At 46.6% G+C, this 22,809-nt stretch carries 21 protein-coding genes; 8 read left to right on the plus strand and 13 right to left on the minus strand.

From position 1 onward, the window contains the following. Positions 1 to 92: 92 nt before the first annotated feature. On the minus strand, positions 93 to 1,619 hold the full coding sequence (gene crtI / locus H6G50_RS15390; protein ID WP_190717801.1) for a phytoene desaturase family protein: 1,527 nt from the start codon (positions 1,617 to 1,619) through the stop codon (positions 93 to 95). A 174-nt stretch (positions 1,620 to 1,793) separates the two neighbouring features. Between crtI and nadA the strand changes: the two genes are divergently transcribed. Next, complete coding sequence (gene nadA, locus H6G50_RS15395) at positions 1,794 to 2,759, plus strand: quinolinate synthase NadA (protein ID WP_190717803.1); 966 nt, start codon at positions 1,794 to 1,796, stop codon at positions 2,757 to 2,759. 96 nt (positions 2,760 to 2,855) lie between these two features. On the opposite strand, the gene H6G50_RS15400 is transcribed toward nadA, so the two are convergent. Together H6G50_RS15400 and H6G50_RS15405 are read right to left on the minus strand one after the other, a co-directional pair. Then, positions 2,856 to 4,592 (minus strand): M61 family metallopeptidase, encoded by a 1,737-nt coding sequence (locus H6G50_RS15400; RefSeq protein WP_190717804.1) that lies wholly within the window; start codon positions 4,590 to 4,592, stop codon positions 2,856 to 2,858. A 156-nt stretch (positions 4,593 to 4,748) separates the two neighbouring features. Then, on the minus strand, positions 4,749 to 5,435 hold the full coding sequence (locus tag H6G50_RS15405; protein WP_190717806.1) for a Crp/Fnr family transcriptional regulator: 687 nt from the start codon (positions 5,433 to 5,435) through the stop codon (positions 4,749 to 4,751). Between the two features lie 388 nt (positions 5,436 to 5,823). Between H6G50_RS15405 and H6G50_RS15410 the strand changes: the two genes are divergently transcribed. After that, positions 5,824 to 6,855 (plus strand): fatty acid desaturase, encoded by a 1,032-nt coding sequence (locus H6G50_RS15410; RefSeq protein ID WP_190717808.1) that lies wholly within the window; start codon positions 5,824 to 5,826, stop codon positions 6,853 to 6,855. A gap of 150 nt (positions 6,856 to 7,005) precedes the next feature. Then, positions 7,006 to 8,070: a fatty acid desaturase gene (locus H6G50_RS15415; RefSeq protein WP_347239943.1), complete on the plus strand. Its 1,065-nt coding sequence runs from the start codon at positions 7,006 to 7,008 to the stop codon at positions 8,068 to 8,070. Between the two features lie 156 nt (positions 8,071 to 8,226). Here the strand turns inward: H6G50_RS15415 and H6G50_RS15420 are convergent, their stop codons facing one another. After that, positions 8,227 to 8,376 carry a hypothetical protein gene (locus H6G50_RS15420; RefSeq protein WP_190717810.1) on the minus strand — a complete coding sequence of 50 codons (150 nt, stop codon included), beginning with the start codon at positions 8,374 to 8,376 and terminating at the stop codon, positions 8,227 to 8,229. A 140-nt stretch (positions 8,377 to 8,516) separates the two neighbouring features. Between H6G50_RS15420 and H6G50_RS15425 the strand changes: the two genes are divergently transcribed. Both H6G50_RS15425 and H6G50_RS15430 read left to right on the plus strand, forming a co-directional pair. Continuing rightward, complete coding sequence (locus tag H6G50_RS15425) at positions 8,517 to 10,547, plus strand: serine/threonine phosphatase (protein WP_190717812.1); 2,031 nt, start codon at positions 8,517 to 8,519, stop codon at positions 10,545 to 10,547. Positions 10,548 to 10,590: 43 nt separating this feature from the next. Further along, entirely contained in the window at positions 10,591 to 11,796 is a 1,206-nt protein-coding gene (locus tag H6G50_RS15430; protein ID WP_190717814.1) for a protein kinase, read from the plus strand. Positions 11,797 to 11,870: 74 nt separating this feature from the next. Here H6G50_RS15430 and H6G50_RS15435 read toward each other — a convergent pair whose 3' ends face one another. The 8 genes from H6G50_RS15435 to glyS form a co-directional block, all read right to left on the minus strand. After that, positions 11,871 to 12,089 carry a DUF4327 family protein gene (locus tag H6G50_RS15435; RefSeq protein WP_190717817.1) on the minus strand — a complete coding sequence of 73 codons (219 nt, stop codon included), beginning with the start codon at positions 12,087 to 12,089 and terminating at the stop codon, positions 11,871 to 11,873. Positions 12,090 to 12,426: 337 nt separating this feature from the next. Next, positions 12,427 to 13,077: a Uma2 family endonuclease gene (locus tag H6G50_RS15440; RefSeq protein WP_190717819.1), complete on the minus strand. Its 651-nt coding sequence runs from the start codon at positions 13,075 to 13,077 to the stop codon at positions 12,427 to 12,429. Positions 13,078 to 13,138: 61 nt separating this feature from the next. Beyond that, a complete protein-coding gene (locus tag H6G50_RS15445; RefSeq protein ID WP_190717820.1) occupies positions 13,139 to 13,843 on the minus strand; it encodes a Rho termination factor N-terminal domain-containing protein in 705 nt (234 codons plus the stop codon). Then, on the minus strand, positions 13,840 to 15,177 hold the full coding sequence (locus H6G50_RS15450) for an AAA family ATPase (RefSeq protein WP_190717822.1): 1,338 nt from the start codon (positions 15,175 to 15,177) through the stop codon (positions 13,840 to 13,842). Before H6G50_RS15450 ends, H6G50_RS15445 begins: the two co-directional genes overlap by 4 nt. Before the next feature lie 86 nt (positions 15,178 to 15,263). Continuing rightward, the gene (locus H6G50_RS15455; protein WP_190717825.1) at positions 15,264 to 15,551 is read right to left on the minus strand and encodes a hypothetical protein; all 288 of its coding nucleotides are present in this window, start codon (positions 15,549 to 15,551) and stop codon (positions 15,264 to 15,266) included. A 118-nt stretch (positions 15,552 to 15,669) separates the two neighbouring features. Further along, entirely contained in the window at positions 15,670 to 16,206 is a 537-nt protein-coding gene (locus H6G50_RS15460) for an NADAR family protein (protein ID WP_199303016.1), read from the minus strand. A 287-nt stretch (positions 16,207 to 16,493) separates the two neighbouring features. Then, positions 16,494 to 17,600: a 3-dehydroquinate synthase gene (gene aroB / locus H6G50_RS15465; RefSeq protein WP_190717826.1), complete on the minus strand. Its 1,107-nt coding sequence runs from the start codon at positions 17,598 to 17,600 to the stop codon at positions 16,494 to 16,496. A gap of 298 nt (positions 17,601 to 17,898) precedes the next feature. After that, a complete protein-coding gene (gene glyS / locus H6G50_RS15470; protein WP_190717828.1) occupies positions 17,899 to 20,043 on the minus strand; it encodes a glycine--tRNA ligase subunit beta in 2,145 nt (714 codons plus the stop codon). A gap of 214 nt (positions 20,044 to 20,257) precedes the next feature. Here glyS and H6G50_RS15475 point away from each other — a divergent pair, with 214 nt between their 5' ends. The 3 genes from H6G50_RS15475 to H6G50_RS15485 all read left to right on the plus strand — a co-directional run bounded on the left by H6G50_RS15475 (position 20,258) and on the right by H6G50_RS15485 (position 22,162). Further along, entirely contained in the window at positions 20,258 to 20,851 is a 594-nt protein-coding gene (locus H6G50_RS15475; protein WP_190717830.1) for a Uma2 family endonuclease, read from the plus strand. A gap of 172 nt (positions 20,852 to 21,023) precedes the next feature. Further along, a complete protein-coding gene (locus H6G50_RS15480; RefSeq protein ID WP_190717832.1) occupies positions 21,024 to 21,617 on the plus strand; it encodes a Uma2 family endonuclease in 594 nt (197 codons plus the stop codon). 125 nt (positions 21,618 to 21,742) lie between these two features. Next, positions 21,743 to 22,162, plus strand: a complete 420-nt coding sequence (locus tag H6G50_RS15485; protein WP_190717834.1) for a hypothetical protein — start codon at positions 21,743 to 21,745, stop codon at positions 22,160 to 22,162. Positions 22,163 to 22,386: 224 nt separating this feature from the next. Here H6G50_RS15485 and H6G50_RS15490 read toward each other — a convergent pair whose 3' ends face one another. Beyond that, entirely contained in the window at positions 22,387 to 22,770 is a 384-nt protein-coding gene (locus tag H6G50_RS15490) for a hypothetical protein (protein WP_190717836.1), read from the minus strand. Positions 22,771 to 22,809: the final 39 nt, after the last annotated feature.

Genomic DNA, 22,809 nt, shown 5'->3' on the forward strand with positions numbered 1-22,809 from the left:
GTATCGAGAGAACCCAAAACAATAGGATTGCAAGGGTGCGGGTTTAGAAATCTCCTCGAAATTAAACGCCGCCTTATACCCCACGGCTCGAGTTAAGCAACCTTAGCGACTCCAATATCTTCATCGATAAATGTTGTCGCACTCCGCGCCGCTTCGAGAATCGTTATCAAGCCGCTTCCCGGATGAACTGCCCCGCCAATCCAGTATAAACCGCGCGTATTTTCGGAACGAATCGGCGGGCGAAAAGGGCCCAGTTGCGTCCAGTTATGGCTTAAGTTAAACACGGCTCCGCGATAAACGGAATAGTCGTCGCGCCAAGTATTCGCGGTGTAGCAGGTTTCGCGGACGATGTGCCGTTCGACATCTTCATACCCTAACAGGGGCATCCGCGAGAGGATAAAATCGCGGTAGGATTTTTGCTTAGCACTCCAATCGACTCCGTAAGCGGTGTTGGGAATGGGAACGAGAACGAAGAGAGTGCTGTGTCCCGGAGGTGCGTTGTCGGTATCGATGAGGGTGGGATTGCAGACGTAGAAGGGCGGGTTTTCTTCGTCGAGGGCGGAATCGTCCATCCAGGGACGTTCGCGGCGGCGGATATTTTCGGAGAGGTAGATTTGATGGTGGGGGAGGTTTTCGTAGCGGCGATCGATGCCTAAGTAAAGCATAAAGGTGGAGCAGGAATATTGGAAGCGCTCCAGTTTGCGATCGCTATAACGCCCGCGTTCTGAATCCGGTATGAGGGTTTGCATCGCGTGGCCGAAATCCGCATTCACCACTACCGCATCGGCGGTAATCCGTTCGCCGCTAGCGAGTTCGACTCCCCGAACTTGACGATTTTCAATCCACGCTTGGCGAACGGGACAATTGAGATGAATGCGAACGCCCAAATCTTCTGCTGCTTTCCCCATCATTTTGGCAAGATTGCGGAAACCGCCTTCGGGATGCCACACGCCATCGGCAAATTCGAGGTAGGGAATTAAGCTGAAAACGCTAGCACTGACGGTGGGGTGCATTCCCAAGTATTTTGAGGGATAGCTGAGGGCATAGACCAGGCGATCGTCTTGGAAGTAGTTCCAAAAATGTTGGTACAAGCTTTCCCAAGGGCGAAATTGAAGCGCGGCGAGGATTTCGTCCGGGCGCAGGTAGCCTAAAATGGAACGCACCGGAGAACCGAGATAGGGGCCGTAACCGAGTTCGTTTTTGCGTTGGTGTTCGAGATACCAGCGATCGAAAGCTGCGGGGAGGTCGGGACGCAGGGTGGCGAGTTGGGCTTTGAAGGCGGTTAAATCTGAGGTTAAATCGAGATGGGTTCCATCCCAAAACCGGGCGCGCATGAAGGGATCGAGGCGCTTGAGGCGGATGTAATCGGAGAATTGCAGGCCGGAGTCGGCGAAGAGTTCTTCATACAGTCGCGGGAGTTGTAAGATGGTGGGGCCGGTATCGAAGGAATAAGGGCCATCTTCAAAGCCTCGCATCCGACCGCCGACGCGTGCCGCTACGCGGATCCCTGCGGGATCGCACGCTTCAAATATTTCCACTTCATACCCTTTCCCAGCAAGCCGGATTGCAGTAGCTAAACCCCCCGGCCCCGCACCAATAATGACAATTTTCTTAGACATCCTACTGACTGCGCTTCGCTGACAGTTCTACTAATTGTGCCATTTTACCCCGGGGAATTGCTCGGGAACCCCGAAAAACCTGCGCGGCGCGATCGCCGGTCCCATTTTTGGTAAGTTTAACTATAATAGTTATAGTAAACTTAACTATAATTTCAGCCTCAACCCGCAACTACTGTGTTTACAACCCTTTTACCGCGCCCCACAACCGATAGCATTCCCGACGACTTGTTTGCTGCCATCGAACAACTCAAAAAAGAACTGAACGCCATTGTCCTCGCCCACTACTACCAAGATTCTGACATTCAGGACATTGCAGACTATCTCGGCGACTCCCTCGGACTCGCCCAACAAGCAGCCACCACCAACGCCGATGTCATTGTCTTTGCAGGCGTTCACTTTATGGCAGAGACAGCAAAAATCCTCAATCCGGACAAACTCGTACTGCTGCCCGATTTAGAAGCAGGTTGTTCTCTAGCCGATAGCTGCCCCCCCGAAGCATTTGCAGCATTTAAGGCACAATATCCCGACCATATTGTAGTTTCTTACATCAATTGCTCGGCAGAAATTAAGGCAATGAGCGATATTATTTGCACCAGTTCAAATGCCGTAAAAATTGTCAATCAAATTCCGGCAGAGCAACCGATTATTTTTGCGCCAGATCGCAACCTCGGACGCTACGTGATGGAACAAACGGGCAGGGATTTAGTGTTATGGCAAGGCAGTTGTATCGTTCACGAAACCTTCTCTGAGAAAAAGTTAATCGAACTAAAAATCGAACATCCCAAAGCTGAAATCATTGCCCATCCTGAATGCGAACCGCCGGTTTTACGCCACGCCGATTATATCGGTTCAACGACTGCATTGCTGCATTACTCTCAAAAAAGTGCTGCGGATACTTTTATCGTTGTCACCGAACCGGGAATCGTTCATCAAATGCAGAAAGCTGCACCGAATAAGCGCTTTATTCCAGCCCCCGGAACTAACAATTGTGCGTGCAATGAATGCCCGCATATGCGCTTAAATACGCTGGAGAAATTGTATTTAGCGATGAAGAATCGCCAACCGGAAATCACAATGGCAGAAGAGATTCGAGTGGCAGCGTTGAAACCCATTCAACGGATGTTAGAGATGAGTATTTAGTTGAGAGAATGGTGCGTTACGCAAGGCTAACGCACCCTACTTTTTAAGATAAAATTGAGAGTAGGCTTTTAGATTTATTGAGTCGGGCGATTTCCCTTAAATCCTAACATCGAGCCACCCTTTCAATAATTCCTCTTGCTCTTCAGATATCGATTTCATCTTTGTAACTTGATAAACAAGAGGCTGAGGTTTTTCTAAACGAAGGCGATGAATCCGCAATTCTTCTTGATGAAAAACCGCGACTTCAATCTCATCTCCCGCTCGATAGTCTAGCAAGCGTTCGTTTAACGATTCTGCCGTTACTTTGAAGCCATTAATCGCGAGTAATTCGTCGTCGGGATCGATTCCTGCTAAGTTTGCGGGCGACATCGCTTCGACAAACTGAACTTTTGCTTTCCCATTTTCTGGGATAACTCTCATTCCGGTATAAGGAATTGCTTCGCCTTTCTCAACTGCTTTTAATTGCAACCCAAAAGGTTCGAGATAGGTGTCAAAAGGTAAAGCTTCAGTATCGTCAATAAATGCCGCAAAAAAGCTGCTTAAATCGACACCCGCAACGGATTCGATCGCTTGCTGCAACTGTTCGGGCGTAAAACCTACTTCATCTTTGCCAAACTGTTCCCACAGAGTCCGTAGCACGTCATCGAGCGATCGCTGATTTTTGTGGCGCGATCGAATTAACAAATCCAGCAGCAGCGAAACCATTTCCCCTTTTAAATAGTAGGAAATTTGCGAATTATCGCTATTGCTATCCCGGCGGTAAAGTTTAATCCAAGCATCAAAACTCGACTCGCTCAGCGGTTGAACTTTTCGCCCCGGTGTCAGTAAATAGCGCGTAATTTCTTTACTCAGAATATCTAAGAAAGTTTTAACGTCATAAATACCTGCCCAAGCTGGAATTAAGCAATCGTAATAGCTTGTTGTTCCTTCACTAAACCATAGGGATGTCGTATAGTTTTCTTGTTCGTAATCGAAGGTTTCTAAAGCTTTGGGGCGGATGCGCTTTATATTCCACAGATGAAAGAATTCGTGAGCGACAAGCTGAATAAAGCGATTGTATTTTTCGGGGTGGCGGAAGCCAAAACGAGGATAATTGAGCGAGCAAGAGTCTTTATGCTCCAACCCACCATACCCCATCGCCGATAAATGAAGGATAAATAAATAGCGATCGTAGGGCAAACCTCCGAAGATTTTTTCTTCAACGTTAATAAGCTTTTTGATATCCTCAATCGTTGATGCTGGGTTAATATTTCCTTTCCCCCAAATCGCTAGCTGGTGAGGCTTATTTAAGACTTCAAAATCATGAATTTCTTGAGTGCCAATTTCAAAGGGACTGTCAACTAACGTATCGAAATCGCGCGCCTCAAAGCTGTAACTGTCGCCAGACAATGAAAGGATTGGTAAAGTCGTGCTGACGCGCCAGTTAGGTTTGGGGGGAATAATTGTAATGCGGATTGGCTGTTTTTCGCGTCCGGGAACGAAATAGAAGAGGGCTGCCCCATTGAAATAGCCGTGCGTTGCATCAAGGTGATTGGTGCGAACGGAAAGTTCGTTCGCAAACACTCGATAGCGAATGTTAACGGTTGAAGTTTTTTCGGTGGAAATTTGCCAGTGGTTTTTACTGAGTTTTTGACTGGGAAGCTGACTTTGCTTTTCCGCATCCCAAGCGCTGAAATCTTGAACGTTACGAGCATATTCCCGAACGAGGTAAGAACCGGGAGTCCACACGGGCATTTTCAAATCGAGAACCGGAGAGTTCCAATCATTAATCTGCAATGTCACTTCAAAGAGGTGAGATTCGGGGACGGACATTGCGACTTGATAGTGAAGCATGAAGGATAAATGATGAGGAATAAATTATGAGTAACGAGCCATTAATCATTAATGAGTTATTTAAAATTTAGCAAAAAATATTAAAAGTTGTGGGACGTTCGGGAGCGTAAATTCAACTTTTATTTTTTTGAGGAGCGAGCGATCGGGATTCAGTCTCTATTGTATTCTTCCGCTCAAGTGAGTCAGTTGTTTGAGGTTAACTAAACACAAAATATTCTTAGCCGATTGAATTTCGACCCAACCTTTAGCTTCTAATTTTTCTAAGATTTTACGAGTTTCGTCGATTGTAATATCCGAAACATCTGCGAGGTCTGAGTGGGAAATATTCAGAATTTCTGCCCCTCTTTCAGTAGTTTTACCGTAATTTTCAGCAAAAGTTACTAAAGTTTTGGCGAGCTTAATGGCGGGCGGTTGATTTCGCATTTGAAAGCGAATATTGGTTTGGCGCAAACGCTGCACCATCAGTTGCAGCATTCGGTGATGGAGTTGAGGATCTTTGAAGAGGGCTTGGATGAAGCGTTGAGCGGAAATGCTGACTAATTCGACATCAGAAAGGGCGATAACATCGGTGGAGCGGGGAGATTCGTCTAAAATGGCCATTTCGCCAAAAAAGTCGCCTTCCCCTAAAATAGCGAGGGTGGCGGCGCTTTCTCCGGCAAGACGACGAACTTTCACCCAACCGTCAACGATGAAATAGACGGCATTTCCCCAAGAGTCTTCCATTAAGACGGCGCGATGGGCGGGATAGTCGTGTTCGACGGCAACGGAGAGTAACCAGTCTAGGGTTTCCGGGCTAACTGTGTTAAAGAGGGGAAAACGCTCGCTAAACGCTTTGGTTTCCATTAGCAGTTTATAACTCCTATGCAATACGTTCTCGGAATGGAGTCGCGCCGCGAAGCGGATTCTTGCACGATCGCGCGATCGTCAGGTAAGGAGTCGATGGCTAAGTGCTTCGGGAACTCGGTTGCGGACTGAACCAAACATTGTTGCATTGCATCTCGAACTTCTATGCCCTGATATCTTATCAAAAATCTGACGCAGCAAAGCCCGATTCGTTGATACTGGGGAGTTATCAGCCTTAAAGGGTTTGCTTTGGTGTTACTTAGCTTTACTTTGAGGAAAATTTGTTTTACGGCGCTATTCTGGCAAAACCGCAAATTATGGTATATATGTAAAGGTTTATGAAGTTCAATCTTCTCAAAGCTTCGCAATACCCTCAATAATCATTTACATGACTGCATTAGTACAAAAACCTCAACCCTGGGAATCTGCCACCTCGGATGCTCCTATGCGCCTCCGGGATATCCTTAAAACCTTACCTCCTGAAGTGTTTTTGAAGGATCGGCGCAAAGCTTGGTTGAAAGTCGCACTCAATGTCGCGCTCGTTGGTTTGGGATACTGGGGTTTAGCAGTTGCCCCGTTTTACCTCTTACCCGTGCTGTGGATTTTTACCGGAACCGCTTTAACGGGTTTTTTTGTCATCGGACACGATTGCGGACATCGCTCGTTTGCGAACCGCAAGTGGATCAATAATTTAGTAGGGCATTTAGCGTTTCTGCCGTTAATCTATCCGTTCCACGCTTGGCGCATTCTCCACAATCACCACCACAAACATACAAATAAGGTTCAGGTTGATAATGCCTGGGATCCGTTTACGGTGGAGTATTACGAGAGTTTACCGCCGCTGCTGCGTTGGGGATACCGACAAATCCGGGGACGTTTTTGGTGGCTCGGTTCGATCGCGCATTGGGCTAAGCTGCATTTTGACTGGACGCAATTTAAGGGTAAGCAACGGGAACAAGTGCGTTTTTCAGTCTTGTTTGTGGTTATTGGGGCTGCGATCGCGTTTCCAACGCTGATTGCTTTAACAGGGATTTGGGGTTTTGTCAAGTTTTGGTTGCTACCTTGGTTGGTGTACCACTTCTGGATGAGTACGTTCACCATCGTTCACCACACGCGCCCCGATATCCACTTTGCTCCGGTTCAGGAATGGGATGAAGCAAGCGCGCAGTTGTTCGGAACGGTTCACTGCGAGTACCCGCGTTGGGTTGAATTTCTCTGTCACGATATTAACGTTCACATTCCCCACCATGTTTCGACGGCGATTCCTTGGTACAACCTCCGCAAAGCTCATCAAATTTTGAAGGAAAACTGGGGAGAAAATTTAAAAGAAAGTAAGTTTTCCTGGGAGCTAATGCAGGAAATCACCGATTACTGCCATTTGTACGATGGTAGTAAAGGCTATCAAAAGTTTCCTCAGTAGGACGCTCCTGAAGTCGCCGCTCTTTATTCGGTCAATCTCGAAAATCGAGCGGGTTTGTTAGCGCAACAAATAGGGCATAGCACGGCTATGCCCCAGTTCTAAAGCGGCTATGTAACGACCGTATTATCCTTTCAGAATACTCAATTTTCTGTGATCGTTAACACTAATAAATCCCAAACATTACCGGCTGTAGAAGCCGTTGAACTTTCCGAACAGCTACCGTTTACCCTCAAACAGATCAAGGATGCGATTCCGCCACACTGTTTTGAGCCTTCTGTGCCTCGCTCGTTAGCTTACTTTTTCCTAGATATCGGAATTATTGCAGGACTGTACGCGATCGCGGCTTACCTCGATTCTTGGTACTTTTTCCCGATTTTCTGGTTGATGCAAGGGACAATGTTTTGGGCGCTGTTCGTCGTCGGACACGACTGCGGACATCGCTCTTTTTCCCGTTACGAATGGCTCAACGATCTCATCGGTCATTTGTCGCATACTCCAATCCTCGTTCCTTTTCACGGCTGGCGCATCAGCCATCGTACCCATCACAACAATACGGGGAGTTTGGAGAACGATGAAAGCTGGTATCCGATCTCGGAAAGTCGGTACGAAAAAATGACGGGATTGGAACGATTTGCGCGCTTTGATATTCCGTTGTTAATGTACCCGGTGTATCTGTTCAAACGCTCTCCCGGCAAACAAGGAACCCATTTCGATCCTAGCAGCCCGCTGTTTAAACCTTCGGAAAAAAATCAAGTTTTAACCAGTACGATTTGCTGTATTGCAATGATTGTCTTGCTAGGCGTTTTAACCTATCAATGGGGCATTTTATGGTTTGTCAAATACTATTTCATGCCTTATCTCATTTTCGTGATGTGGCTTGACTTAGTGACGTTTCTACATCATACAGAAGAAGATATTCCTTGGTATCGCGGCGAGAATTGGAATTTCTTGAAAGGGGCGCTTTCGACGATCGATCGCGATTACGGTTTCATTAATGAGATTCATCACAATATTGGAACCCACGTCGCCCACCATATTTTCTTGAATATGCCGCACTACCATCTCAAGGAAGCGACAGAAGCAATTAAACCGCTTCTCGGCGATTATTACCGCAAATCCGATCGCCCGATTTGGCAGTCGTTCTGGCGCTCTTACCGCAATTGCCATATTGTCTCGGATACGGGAGCGACGGTGTATTACCGCAAAACGAGATAATAATTGATAATGGACAATGGACAATGGATAACGAAGAAGAGACGATCGTTTTTTAGGGGGAATTAAGTTTCCAATTAATGCTCGATTGTTCGTTATCCATATGTCGATTTGAAAAACATCCACTCTGGCTGACGGGCGCGGTGGCGGGAGATTCCCTTAATCCGCGATCGCGCTGTCCCACTTCTTTCGGTAAACCTTTGAGCCGTAAATGCCCTCAATTGAGGCAATCGTTTCTCCGAAAGCGCTACCATATTGATAAATAGCTGGGTCAAACCGCGATCGCCCCAAAGGCAACTCGTCCTGCAAAAGCCCCGAAATTCTTTAGCGGTGCAGGATGCGAATATCGATTGGGGCGGGTAAAATACAACTCAATAGCATCACCGGCTAGCTAAGATTGTCGAGCGCTGCATTGAATTCAATGGAAGGGAGTATTAGGAAGTAGCACTATGCTTGTTTGTCCCAATTGTGATTTTGAAAATCCAAGCATTAATAAGTTTTGCGAACAATGCGGAACGTCTCTAGAAACTTGGTTGGTGGCGATCGTCGAACAAGCGCAAAGACCAACCGCCGAGAGCGTTTCTGCCCCCGTCTCCCCTCCGATTGAAAGCGCGCCGGTAGCAGTGGAAAGCCCTCAAGCCCCCGTGCCGAACCCCGAAAGCGCGCCGGTAGCAGTGGAAAGCCCCCAAGCCCCCGTGCCGAACCCCGAAAGCGCGCCGGTAGCAGAAGCCGTTGTCTCTGCCGTTCCGTCGCCGCAGCCCGAAGCTGCTGCTTCAACCGAACTGAGTGGAGAAGCAGTGGATCCCCAGCAACGTTACCGCATTGCTGCCGAGGCACGTCAAACTTGGCTCGACTGGCAGAAACAGCCCGCCGGAACGTTTGAGACGCACGTCTCGGATTCTCAACCCTCCGAACCAACTTTTTTAGAAACAGTTTTCGATCGCAGCCAGGAAGAATCAGAAAATGCGTCCGCTTCTGCCGAAGATTCCCAGGCTATGCAAGAGATACCCGCGATCGCTTACCATTACCTGACCCTTCACGATTCCCTCGCCCCCGCAATTCCCCCCCTCCACGATGCTTGGAAGTTCGGCGGCTTTGAGACAATTTTGCTCGAAGACCGTCGAAATTGGGGGCTATTAATCGACCGTTGGGGCGATGAAGGGAATTCGCTCCTACAATTGCTCTACTGGCTCGACGAAATGCTGAAACTTTGGCAAGCCTTAGCACCAGTCGGTTGCGCTCAAAGCCTGCTCGAAGAAACGAACTTGCGGCTCGACGAAGACCAAACCCTCTGCCTGCAACGCCTCTATCCCGATCCCGCCAACACCCAATTAACTCTTCAACACTTGGGCAAAATGTGGCAAAAGCTGTTTGGCAAATCGGGACGGACGATTTACGATCCGTTACCTCGGTTTTTGGAACAGGTGCGACAAGGCAACTACACCACTGTAGATGAAGTGCGCCCTAACCTCCAAAAGATCGCCACCCAATACGAAAATCCCTCAGCTTTCGAGGAAGAGATAACGCAAGTCCCTTCTGCCGCCGAGCGCTCCGAAGCCAACACTATCCCCTTAGTTCAGACATCCGAGCGATTTACCGCCCCAAAAAGCAGCAGCGATGACGCGCCGACTGTCGTTCTTCCCATGCAACTGCTTAGCGTCTTGGAAGCGGGCTGTACCGATATCGGTCGCCAGCGAGAACACAATGAAGACTGCTTTGGCATCACCGCGAATATTTCCAAAGACGAAAATGCGATGAGCAAGCAAGTTCGCATTCGCGGGTTGTACGTGGTTTGCGACGGGATGGGCGGTCACGCCGCCGGAGAAGTCGCCAGTGCTATGGCTGTAGACACTTTACAGGAATATTTTAAGAACAACTGGTCAGAGGATGGCGGACTGCCCGATAAAGATACGATTATCGAAGGTGTATTGACAGCCAACCAAAAAATTTACGAAATCAACCAGCAAAACGAACGCTCTGGGAGCGGACGGATGGGAACGACGTTGGTGATGGCTTTGGTTCGCGATACTAAAGTCGCGATCGCGCACGTCGGCGACAGTCGCATCTATCGCATCACCCGCAAGCACGGAATCGAACAACTCACCACCGACCACGAAGTCGGTCAGCGCGAGATTCAACGCGGAGTCGAACCGGCGGTTGCTTACGCTCGTCCCGATGCTTATCAACTGACTCAAGCGATCGGTCCTCGCGGCAGTAATTTTGTCAAGCCCGATGTCACTTTCTTGGAAATTAATGAAGATACTCTGATTCTGTTGTGTTCCGATGGTCTATCCGACAACGATTTACTCGAAACGCACTTTCAGACCTATCTTACCCCTCTCATCAGTTCCAAAGCTGACATCGATCGCGGTTTGCAAGAACTGATTGACTTCGCTAACGATCGCAACGGTCACGATAACATTACGGGTTTGCTGGTTCGTTTAAAGGTGCGACCCAGTACGGACTACCCGCGCTTTTAAAATGTCGCGCGAGTCGCTGCCTTAGTCCCTTGCCCGCAACGTTATGATTACGATCGCGCTCCTAGACCCGAAAACTCACAACCCCACTCAAACTTGGGCTTTTCGCGACTCCGAGGCAATTCGCATCGGCCGCGCTAACGATAATGAGATCGTTCTCGATCGCAACTTGGAAGTTTCGCGCTATCACGCCGAGTTGCGCTCGGTCGCCCGCACGCCGGGACAGCACCAATGGCAGTTGCTCGGACGCGGAGCGAATGGGACGTTTCTCAATGGCGTGTTGGTTTCTCAAGCCTTTGTTCCCGACAACGCCCTCCTCCAACTCGCAAAAGGTGGCCCTCTATTGCGGATCGACTTGTCCGAGGTTGCTGCGCCCCCCGTCTCCCCTGGCTGCACCCACGCGGGTAATGCTCCTAATACCCTATTTTGCGTGCATTGCGGTCAGCCCATTGTTGAGGAAGAACGGTTCGTGCGTCAGTATCAAGTGTTGCGCGTTTTGGGGCGCGGCGGGATGGGGACGACGTACCTCGCATGGGATAAAGCGGGGTCGATTTCCGGACGACCGATTACCCTCGTGCTTAAGGAAATGAATGCGGATATGGCAAAAGTTCCGAAAGCGCAGGAGCTTTTTGAGCGGGAAGCGCGCATTCTCAAGAACTTAGCGCATCCCGGCATTCCGAAATATTACGATTTCTTTATCGAGCAGGGTAAGAAATACCTGGCGATGGAGTTGATTCATGGGCAAAATCTCGAACAACGCATCTATCAAAAGGGGCCTGTTGCACCGCAACTAGCCATTGAATGGATGCTGCAAACTTGCGATATTTTGGGGTATCTCCACTCCCTCGATCCGCCCCTCGTCCATCGCGACGTGAAACCCGCTAATTTGATGCTTCGCAACGTCGATAATCGCATCGTGTTGCTCGATTTTGGCGCGGTGAAGGAAATCGGTACGCCAATGGGAACGCGCATCGGTGCGGAAGGATACAGCGCGCCAGAACAGGATCGGGGGCAGCCTTGTCCCCAATCCGATCTGTTTGCGATCGGTCCGACGCTGACTTTTTTGCTTTCGGGGGAATCCCCCATCCGCTATTACAAATCGGTCGATCGCGACTTCCGTTTGAGCGTTGGCAGCATCCCTAGCATCAATGCAAAGCTCCAGCACGTTATTGAGACAGCTAGCGAACCGCAACTGCGGCGGCGCTATCAAACCGCTAAAGAGTTGTTTGCTGCTTTAACAGATTGTTTGTAAGCCTTATAAATCCCAGTATTGTTTTGCTCTAGCTCGAACTCACCAGAAAACCCGATGAGATTGCGATCGCGGGATCAATCTTCATCCCAAGCTTCGACGACGAGGACATCGCCAATTGCATCCTGCATCGTAAAGCCAAAATCAAGCAGTTCGTTCTTCCAATACTGCCAGTCGTCACCATAAAGCAGAGCGACTTTCCAGATGCTATCGTTCGGTTTTAAGGCTTTGGAATCGACTAAGGATTGTAATTGACGTTGAAATTTCACCATCGGGTGAGCGAGTTGCTGAATCATACTCTCAAAATTTCGTTAATATTGGATAGTACAAAAATTCTTAGGGCTGCTTTCCCGGCTCTGATGCTTTACCCATGCGTAGAAGTCAAGGCATCGGGAATTTAATATCCAGCATAGTTGTAACGCATCTAGGGCGATCGATGCAAGTCTTTTTTGAAAAATGTTCGGAAATTACTACTTTCTCACGGGAACGAGCTTGCGTTCCTCTCGCCCTTTGCATCAGATTTAGGGAATTTAATCTTTAATTTAGCACAGTATGACGCTATCGGTGTAATTTAATAATTTCGTGACGCGATCGCTCATCTCTGTTAAAATTTTCTGTCTTCAGCTTGAATCTTTAAGCGTTTCGCGATCGCCCTGCGGCAAGCTGTTGCCTTAAATCCCGAATCGCAGCGCTCGTGTTGCGCCCATAAGCGATTTCAATACAGCGCGCGATCGCATCCTGTAGATCGCGATCGGGGAAGTAAACGCTTTGAGTTTGAAGCTGATAATTCGCTCCATCTAGCCGATAAATCAAGAGTTGCTGCTTTTTTAACAGCCAAACTTCCGGTACGCGATAAGGAAGATAATCCGCCACATCCGAATAACTGGTAACATCGATTTCGATAACCAAATCTGGCGGCGGATCGTTTTTCCAGTCAATCCGCTTCTTTCCACACACCGCTTGCCAGTTATTAATATAAAAACAATAATTCGGTTCGATGCCGCTTTCTTCCGGCAAAGTCATCGTCACGGGAGTAAACGCATCGTATTCTCGCCCCTCGAAATCTAAAAGAGTCGTGACAATACTCGCCAACAGATGAGCATCTTTTCCGTGAACCGGCAAGGGTGACATTAGCAATACTTCTCCGGAACGATACTTTAAACGCGGGATCGAGCCATCGCCTCTGCGATCGCACAAACTCTGATACTCTTGCCAAGTCGCAGGCAACCGCACGACAGAACCGGGAGGTAATTGAATTTTTTCGGGCGAAACAATGGCTAGCATAATATCAATTCCCTTGAACTACCATTCCTTCGCTATCATAATAGAAAATAGCCGTCTCGACCTACATTTCTAAGCTTCTCAGCGCAGAAATAAGAGCATCTTTTTTCATCTTGCTAATTCCCTTAATCCCCTGTTGCTTCGCCCTCGTTTTTAGCTCTGCTACGGAGAGCGAACTCAGTAACTCAGCTTCATTAACGACTTTATTAATGGGTTCGGAAGTTGCTTCGGGTTCGAGATAAAAAACTTGCTTCAACGCATCGAGTTTTTTTCCCTTAGTTATGCCACATTTTAAAGTTGTAATCGGGGTAAAATTTTTCCAGCTTTGGCGCGGTGCTTCGTCAATTCGATTGGTAGCAACAGCAAGTTTTACAGTTTTGAGTGGGCTGGCGGGTTGTTTAATTAAATATTCCAGAGCCGAGGCTATTTCATCTCTCGATGCCGTTGAAAGATTAATCTTTGGCATCTGCTCGCCTGATAGCACTTTCACCACTTCTTCTGCATCGCCCTCTGGATTGACAATAATGCACCAGACTCGTTCTAAGGCGGCTTCTTCAGCAACAGTATAGACAAACGAATTTCCGATAACCTGATATTTATCTCTGCCAATCTCTTTAACAATAATTGGAACCCAATTCGTGCCGCCTTTTTCAGTTAGCAAGCGAGCCGAGGCTTTAATCGAGAATGTTGAAGCTTCCGTTTTTCCTCCAGCCTCGATATCATCCAAATAGAGATACATGAGCTTCCCAATATCTTCAACTGCACTCATTGTAAGAAATACTCCTTAGCTAAATTTTTATAATATTCGTGAGCGGTTCTATCGCGATAAACCGCAGGAGTGTTGGAAAATGCCGAGCTTGCAATTCCCGCATAACTCGGCACGATCGCAACATGAAGGTCTTTTTTTGCATTCGTATGTCTGGGATAGAAGTATGGCAGCAAATCGACTTTCTCTTTCCGTGCATCCGTGATGATTTTATGAATGGCGTGCTGAGCCGCTTCTAATTGAGGATTTGTAATCTTCTCTCCATTAAAAAAGATTGGCAAGGCAATTGGACTTCCATCTTTTTTTTCAGCCTGAATTTCAGGAATAAACTTTTTAATAGCAACAGCAGCATTCTGCAAGGAGAAGAGACTATTATGTTTTGTGGGAATCAAAATTACGTCTGCTGCAAAAACTGCCAGTTGACTCAAAATTCTCCAGTTAGGAGGTGAATCGATTAAAATATAGTCGTATTCATTTCTTACTGATTCTAACACTTGATGTAAACGATGGCGCGTCATCAGTTTCAGCAGTTGGTCATCGGTAGTATTAGAAAACTTCTCATCCGCCGGAATGACATCAAATGCAACTTGCAATTTTTTGGTTTTGAAGAAAAATTCATAAGAGCAAAGAGCGCTGTCTACCGGAATATTGCGTTCGGTGAGAAAATCATATACGCTCCCTTGACTTAACGAAATTCCTAATGCACGAGTTAAGTCGTGTTGGTTTGGATCGAAGTCAATTACCAATACTTTTTTTCCGGCTAAGGTCAGTATCCCTGCTAAATTAATGGTAGTTGTTGTTTTTCCAACGCCACCTTTATTATTATACACTGTGACAGTCAGCGCTCGGCTAGCACTCTCAATTTTGTGGCGTATTTCAGCAATTCTATTGTCAATATTATTTGTGTCTAAAACGTAACAAGGCGTGGCAGGATAAATAACTTTGCCGTGTTTACGAAACAATTGAATGTGGTCTGCATTGGTAATAATTCCCCACTGAGCGCTTTTACAGCTTGCGCCGAGAAGGTAGCGTTTTATTTGAGCAACAGTGCTTTTATATTGCGGGCTACCACTCGCTAAGTTTACATCTCTTCCCTTTAACTCTACAAGGAGATAAGGATTAGATTTGGTATGCAAGAATATATTGTTTCCGTTATTTTTTCTAACTGCTAGATCGACAGCCGATTTTCCGTCTCCTGTCTGATATTCTGGATAAATTTCGTTGGATTCAAAACCTAATGCTTTTAGTAGCTCGTAGGAAAAGTTAGAAGCAACGATAGCTTCTGGAGCATTAGCAGGAAGATTGTGCAGGACAGGCTGAAGACTGATAGAAGTCATGTTTGAAGTGGATTAGCTTCCGGTCGTGGCTCCTTCTATTATGCCCACTTCTCAAAACTTATTCCCAAAAAGAAAAGATTTTTAATTTACTGCTGGTGTTGTAAAATCGGCAGTAGAATCTCTGGCGAAACGCGATCGCTCGTTGTCACTTCTCCCAAGCGCGTCGGCAAAATGAATCGAACGCGACCGGCTTTAACTTTCTTATCGAGTTCCAAAGCCGTTAAAATGCTAAAAACTTCTACATTGGCGGGAGTTTTTACCGGAAGTCCTGTTTTAATAATTAGTTCTTGCTGCCGTTGCACTTCTGTTTCCGTCCACTTTTTTCCAGTCAATCCGCTTCTTTGAATTTTTTCGGGCGAAACAATAGCTAGCATAATAAGCAGGTATGCAAAATTATTTACACATAACCATGAGCCAAAAAGCAGGAAAGCCAAGGGTTTCAGGATTTGCAAGTGAGTAATTTATTTTGCTTAGGTGCTTATCAACAATATCTCACATTAAGTCTTCCCTAAGCTTAGTCAGTATCAACCCCATCCAATTTTTACCCGGCCACTGACTGATATCAAAAATTTTAGGATCGTTTCGATCCAATCCCACGCTCCACTTTCGATCGTGACGGTAAGCTTCTACCAGTAGAGTTCCACGAGTCTTCAGTAACAGATCTAATAAATGTTCGTGCTGTGAAAATTTCTCTTTATTTCCTCGATAAACAATTTGTTGACAGTATTGACTCCAGATAGTGCTGTCAAAGTTTTGAACCATTCTCCCTAATTCCTGATGTTGTTGAGGATGCTTAGCAGCGATTATCTTTTTAGCGGTTTGAAGGTCGCCAAACAATAAAGCTTTCTGGTACATCATAAATTGCTCGGCACAGTTATAGGTAATGCCATTTAAAGTGAAAGGCACAATATACCACTGCGAAAAAGGCGAGGTATAGTCCACAAAAAAAGTAAATTGTTTATAAAAATAAAGTTCAACTTTATCGACAATTGAAGCATTTTTTATATTCATAGCTTCTTCAGGAATCAATTTACAAGTATCAATTTATTGTTTAACATTATTCATATTTTTATTGATAAAATATTTAGACTATCAGTTTTTGACTAATGAAGATATTTTGTCTCAAGAAATCCACTTTCTAAACCGGCTATTTGCTTTAATTGACGAATTTCATACAAATGCGATTGAAGCACATAACACCCAACGTCTTCAATAAGAGACCCGACGCAATTCCCTAAGAAAGTGCAGAAGTCCCCACCTTTAGTATCGTCAATATCGGGTCAGTTAGCTCAATTTCGTAAAACTTCTTCTCATTTTTATGAAAAAGCGTTGTTCGAGTGTTGTAAAATCGGAAGTAGAATCTCTGGCGAAACGCGATCGCTCATTGTCACTTCTCCTAAGCGCGTTGGCAAAATGAATCGAACGCGACCGCCTTTAACTTTCTTATCGAGTTCCAAAGCTGTTAAAATGCTAGAAACTTCTACATTGGCGGGAATTTTTACCGGAAGTCCTGCTTTAATAATTAGTTCTTGCTGCCGTTGCGCTTCTGTTTCAGTCCAAATTTCCAATGCGAGGGCAATTTCTCCAGCCGCAACCATACCAATTCCGACTGCTTCGCCGTGATTGATGCTACGATATCCCGTTAAACTTTCGATCGCGTGACCAATCGTATGACCGTAGTTGAGAATCGCGCGCAACCCCGCTTCTTTTTCATCTTTCCCGACCACATCTGCCTTCGCTTGACAAGAGCGTAGTAAGATAAAATTTAGCAGTTCTGGGTCAAATGTTCGGAAGCGATCGAGATGTTTTGCAGCCTCGAGTTTCTCGAACAATTCCACATCCCAAATCACCCCATATTTAATAACTTCTGCCATCCCCGCGCGGAATTCTCGCGATGGCAACGTTTCCAAAACATTGGGATCGATCGCAACCCACTTGGGTTGATAAAATGCACCAATCAAGTTTTTTCCTTGGGGGTGATTGACTCCCGTTTTACCGCCAATCGAAGCATCTACCATCGCTAAGAGCGAAGTCGGAACTTGAACGAAATTAATCCCTCGCAACCAAGTTGCTGCTGCAAATCCTGTCATATCTCCAATTACGCCACCCCCTAATGCGACTAAGGTTGAGGAACGTTCCAAGCGTTTTTCGATCGCGGTATCGTAGACTTTCTGAATCGAATTTAGGGTTTTGTAGCGTTCTCCAGGGGGAATTAAATGATAGCTGGTGTCAAATCCGGCTTCCTTTAGCGATTTAAGGGCGCGATCGCCGTATAGTTTAAAAATAGCAGGATTGGAAACCAGTAAAACTTTTTTGCCGAGTTTAAGCTGACTCATTTCTGCGCCGATGCGATCTAAAAGACCGGGCGCGATCGTAAGATCGTAGGAATTATCAGGTAGTGCAACGCGAATGGTCGAAGACATTTGAATTATGAGTTATGAGTTATGAGTTATGAATTAGGAGTGATGAATGGGAAATTATAAGCGATGAGTGGTGAATTATGAATTGAGAGTTATGAATAATGAAATGGCACTGAAATAAGAGTTGAAAAATAGCCGTAGAGACGTTGTATACAACGTCGTTATTGATATTTCGTAGGGTGGGCAGCGCCCACCAGCCTTAAGTCAGTGCCATTCATGAATAATGAATTAAGCTAAATCGCAATTTAAATCGGGTAGACTCAATATCCTTCTCTCCTTTCATCATTCACCCTTCATCTATTTACTTGACAATTCGCCCAAAATCGGCAAGAACGCGAGCGTGATTTCGTAGCAATCCGAGCAAATTCAATCGATTTTTTTGAACGTCGGGGTTTTCTGCCATCACTAATACGCTATCTTCGCCATCAAAAAAGTTGCTGACGACAGGTGCAATTTGTGCCAAATTATCAACTAAAAGTTGATAGTTGCGTTCGTCTCGGGCTGCTTTAGTTTTAGGAACAAGTTGAACGAGTGCTTCGTAAAAATCGCGCTCGCAGCCTTTTTCAAACAAACTCGGATCGATAAGATTTTCGGGTTCTAGGGTTTCCGTATCGAGGTCGCCTTTAACAGCAAGGCGCGTCGAACGATTGACGGTTTCGTAGATGTTATCGAGGGTTTTATTATCCCGAATGGTTTGTAAGAAAACGGCGCGATCGCGAACGTCTAGGAGATCGTTTAAGGCGCGATCGCAATATTCCGCATCTTCCTCCGCGATCGCCGCATTCACTAAGTCATAATCAATTCCTAACTCATCTTGCAATAGCGTGCGAATGCGCTGCACGAAAAACTCCTGCAATGCAGGATAAGGCGATTCTTTGTCCTCATGATTGCTCGCAAAATCCTTACCAAATTGAGCCAGCAATTCATCTAAATTAATCCCTAAGTTTGCGTGCCAAATAATATTAATAATCGCATTTGCAGCGCGCCGCAGGGCAAACGGATCGGAAGAACCCGTCGGCAGCATTCCCAAGCCAAAGATTGAAATCAAAGTATCCAAGCGATCGGCAATACCCACAATTTGACCGATCGCGGACTCTGGCAGCACATCGTCCGCACCACGCGGTAAATAATGCTCGAAAATTGCAGTAGCCACTGCTTCCGGTTCGCCGCTAGCTAGGGCGTATTTTTGTCCCATTACCCCCTGCAATTCAGGGAATTCATAGACCATCTGCGAAACGAGATCGACTTTACACAACAGCGCTGCCCGTTCTACCCATTCCCGTTCTTGTTGTGGCAGATCGAGTTGCTTGCAAATTTCTTCGGCAATTTCAATTAAGCGCTCGACTTTATCGTGCATCGTTCCTAGATCTTCTTGGAACGTCACGGTATCGAGTTGAGGAAGGTAAGTTTCAAACGGTTCCGAACAGTCAGCATCGTAGAAAAATCGCGCATCAGCTAAACGCGCGCGAATGACTCGTTCGTTTCCGGCTGTTATGATATCGGATTTAGCCGGGTCGCCGTTAGAAATTGCAATAAAGTTAGGCAGTAGCACGCTATTTTTATCCGCCGTTTCTTTAACGGGAAAATAGCGTTGATGCGTCACCATCACGGTTGCGATCGCTTCGGTTGGCAAGCTCGAAAATTCTTCATCAAATTTCCCAGCCACCGCCGTCGGCCATTCGACTAAATTAACGACTTCATCCAACAATTCTGGGTACACTTCCGCATAACCGTGCAACTGCTGTGCCGCCGCTGCAATCTGCTGTTCGATCGCGCTACGCCGTACCGCCGGATCGACTTCAACACCTGCCCCTCTCAGGGTTTCGAGGTAATCCGCCGCGTTGGAGATGACGACAGGTTCCGGATGTAGCACGCGATGTCCCCGCGAAACGCGATCGCTTTCAATCTTGTCCGAACCGTTTACGAGAGTCAGGGGTAACACTTCCTCATCCAACAGTGTCACCAACCAGCGAATTGGGCGAGGAAAGCGCAAATCCCCATCACCCCAACGCATAAACCTGCGCCCTTCCAAGCTGGCAATCCATTGCGGAATTAGGCGCTGTAAAATCTCCGTCGCAGGCTGTCCCGGCGTTTCCTTGCGCGCGAAAACAAACTCGCCTTTCTCCGTCGGGCGTACTTCCAACGCCTCTAAAGAAACGCCTTGTTTGCGCGCAAACCCCTCAGCAGCGGGAGTTGGTTTGCCATCCTTAAACGCAGCAGCAGCGGGCGGCCCCTTAATGTCCTCGGCGCGATCGCTTTGTTGGGCGGGAAGTCCTTCGAGGAGAACGCTGAGACGGCGGGGTGTTGCGTAAACCGCGATCGCGTCCGGGACGAGGGACTGTTCCTCTAAGCTTTTGGGGATGCGCTTTTGCCATTGCGCGATCGCGCTGGCAACAAAATCTGCGGGTAACTCTTCAGTACCGACTTCTAATAACAACGTAGGCATGGGCGAACCGTTTCAACAAACACGCGGGCTAGATTAGTTTACCAAGAATGGCAGCAACTCACGAGACAAAATCTAATAATTTCGTAACTTTCAATGAAAAGATATTTTTAGATCGCTATATATAGGGTCTTTTTGAAATCAAGAAATGTTATAATTAAAGATTGCAAGGCTCGACTTCAATTCTCAACAAAAGTGACATTATTGGAAACTCCTAATGATAGCCGCGATCGCAACTCCTCAAAAAGAATCTCCTCTCCTGTTTGCAAAACTGACTTGGAGAGAGTTCAAAGCGGTCGAACAATTATTAGACCGTCCGGGATATCGAATTTCTTTTCTAGATGGAACTCTGGAGATTGTCAAAATGCCGGGAGAACCCCACGAAACTGTTAAAAAGAGAATCGCTGCCCTGCTAGAGTTATACCTTTTAATGGCAGGATTTGATTTTACACCCACCGGCTCAATGACTTTAGAAAGCGAAGGCGTTGCTGTCAAACGAGAGGCAGATGAATCTTATAAACTTGCGCCCGATCGCAAGCTACCCGATTTAGTCATTGAGGTCGTGTTTTCGAGCGGCGGCATCGACAAATTAGAAGCTTACAAGCGTTTAAAAATACCAGAAGTTTGGTTTTGGGAAGACGGATTATTGGAAATTTATCATCTGCGGGGAGAGGGCGACGGGCTGCACTACGAAAAGATTTCTGAGAGTGAAGCCGTGAAGGGAATCGACCTAGATCTATTCTTACGCTGCATTAACATGGCGAATCATGTTGAAGCGATTAAGACTTTTCAACAAGCTCTGCAAAAATAGTGAAGGATTTGCCGTAGATTCCGAAGGGACACTTCACAAACAGTACACTCGCTGCCAATTTCCCCTAGATTCCCATCCATTCTGTGCTTTTTAAAATTTATAAATGTTATAATCAAAGATTGCAAGGCTTGACTTCAATTCTCAACAGAAGTGACATTATTGGAGACTCCTAATGGTAGCCGCGATCGCAACTCCTCAAAAAGAATCTCCTCTCCTGTTTGCAAAACTGACTTGGAGAGAGTTCAAAGCTGTCGAACAATTATTAGACCGTCCGGGATATCGAATTTCTTTTCTAGATGGAACTCTGGAGATTGTCAAAATGCCGGGAGAACCCCACGAAACAATTAAAGAAAGACTTGGTGCATTGCTAGAACTCTTTCTGCTAATGGGAGGATTTGATTTTACACCCACCGGCTCAATGACTTTAGAAAGCGAAGGCGTTGCTGTCAAGCGAGAAGCTGATAAATCTTATAAACTTGCGCCCGATCGCAAGCTACCCGATTTAGTCATTGAGGTCGTGTTTTCGAGCGGCGGCATCGATAAATTGGAAGCTTACAAACGTTTGAAAATATCAGAAGTTTGGTTTTGGGAAGATGGATTATTGGAAATTTATCATCTGCGGAGAGAGGACGACGGGCTGCATTACGAAAAGATTTCCAAGAGTGAAGCCGTGAAGGGAATCGACCTCGATCTATTCTTGCGCTGCATTAACATGGCGAATCATGTTGAAGCAATTAAGACTTTTCAACAAACTCTGCAAAAATAGTGAAGGGATTGGCCGTAGATTCCGAAGGGACACTTCACAAACAGTACACTCGCTGCCAATTTCCCCTAGATTCCCGTCCATACTGAAAGTGTAAAAACACTGATGTCTAGGGAGGGAAAGGCATTATGAAACTCAAGCTCAATGCACGCTTTGTACCTGCTGCCCTAGCCACCCTCGTGCTAGGATCGACAGCACTTCCCAGCGCTGCGGAAACTGTCGCCTTAGCCACCAGTCCCAATCCCTCGGTCGTTCTTTCCGGACAATCCGGCGGAACAGTGAGTACGCCAGACTGCGGTAAAATTGCCGCAACCCCCAACCACGTCCTTAACGTTACCCAACGCATCAACTCGATGAACATTAAGGTTCAGTCTTCTGGCGGACAACCAACCTTATTGATAGACGGACCCGACGGGCGCTTTTGTGCAGTGACAGCAGGCGGACAAGCCCCAACAATTCCCGGATTATGGATGCCGGGACAATATAGAATCTATGTTGGCGATCTTAGTGGTAGCTCGAATGGTTACACGATTTCCATCTCGCAATAAATCTTGGTGAGAACGGTAGATTTAGAGCTTTTAATGCTTCCTTCGGGCTACAGCAAAAACTTTGAAGAGAGGGGCAAAGTGTGGAGCTTTTCCCTTCTCAATTCACGATGTTTGTAAGCGATCGCAACAGACACATCGACGAGGACAAGGCCAGCGATCGAAAACCGGGCGAAATGGCATTCGCCCCTACCCAAATTTGTCCTCACTGCCTTAACGATAGCTATTTAAGAATCTTCCAGCGATTGGGCAGAAACTTCGATCGCTTCGACATCAATCGTACCGGGCGGAGTCAAACGCTTAAAATGCCCGCCTTCCACCTTTAAGGGTTCCCCGCAACTCGGACAGCGGCAGTCCACCCCATTAAAGCCCGAAAATTGAAAGTTACAGACAGGACATTCATCTTCGATGAGGTTGCGCTGAACCCACCACCGAAAAATAAACCAAGCGATAACAGGGGAAATCAGCAGGAGGCCAAAGATAATAAAAAAGCTATTGACCAACCAACCCAAACCAATCGCGCCTAATGCCCAACACACCAGCAATAGGGTCAGCCAACAACCAATCCCCGAGCCGTTAAATTGTGAAAACCTCCGAAAGTCTCGATCCATCCCTGCCTCCTTTCCTAGGGAGCCTCTGTTCGTATTCTC

Origin of the sequence: Oscillatoria sp. FACHB-1406, assembly GCF_014698145.1 — a bacterium.
In the GTDB taxonomy this organism is placed as follows: Bacteria; Cyanobacteriota; Cyanobacteriia; order Cyanobacteriales; family Spirulinaceae; genus FACHB-1406.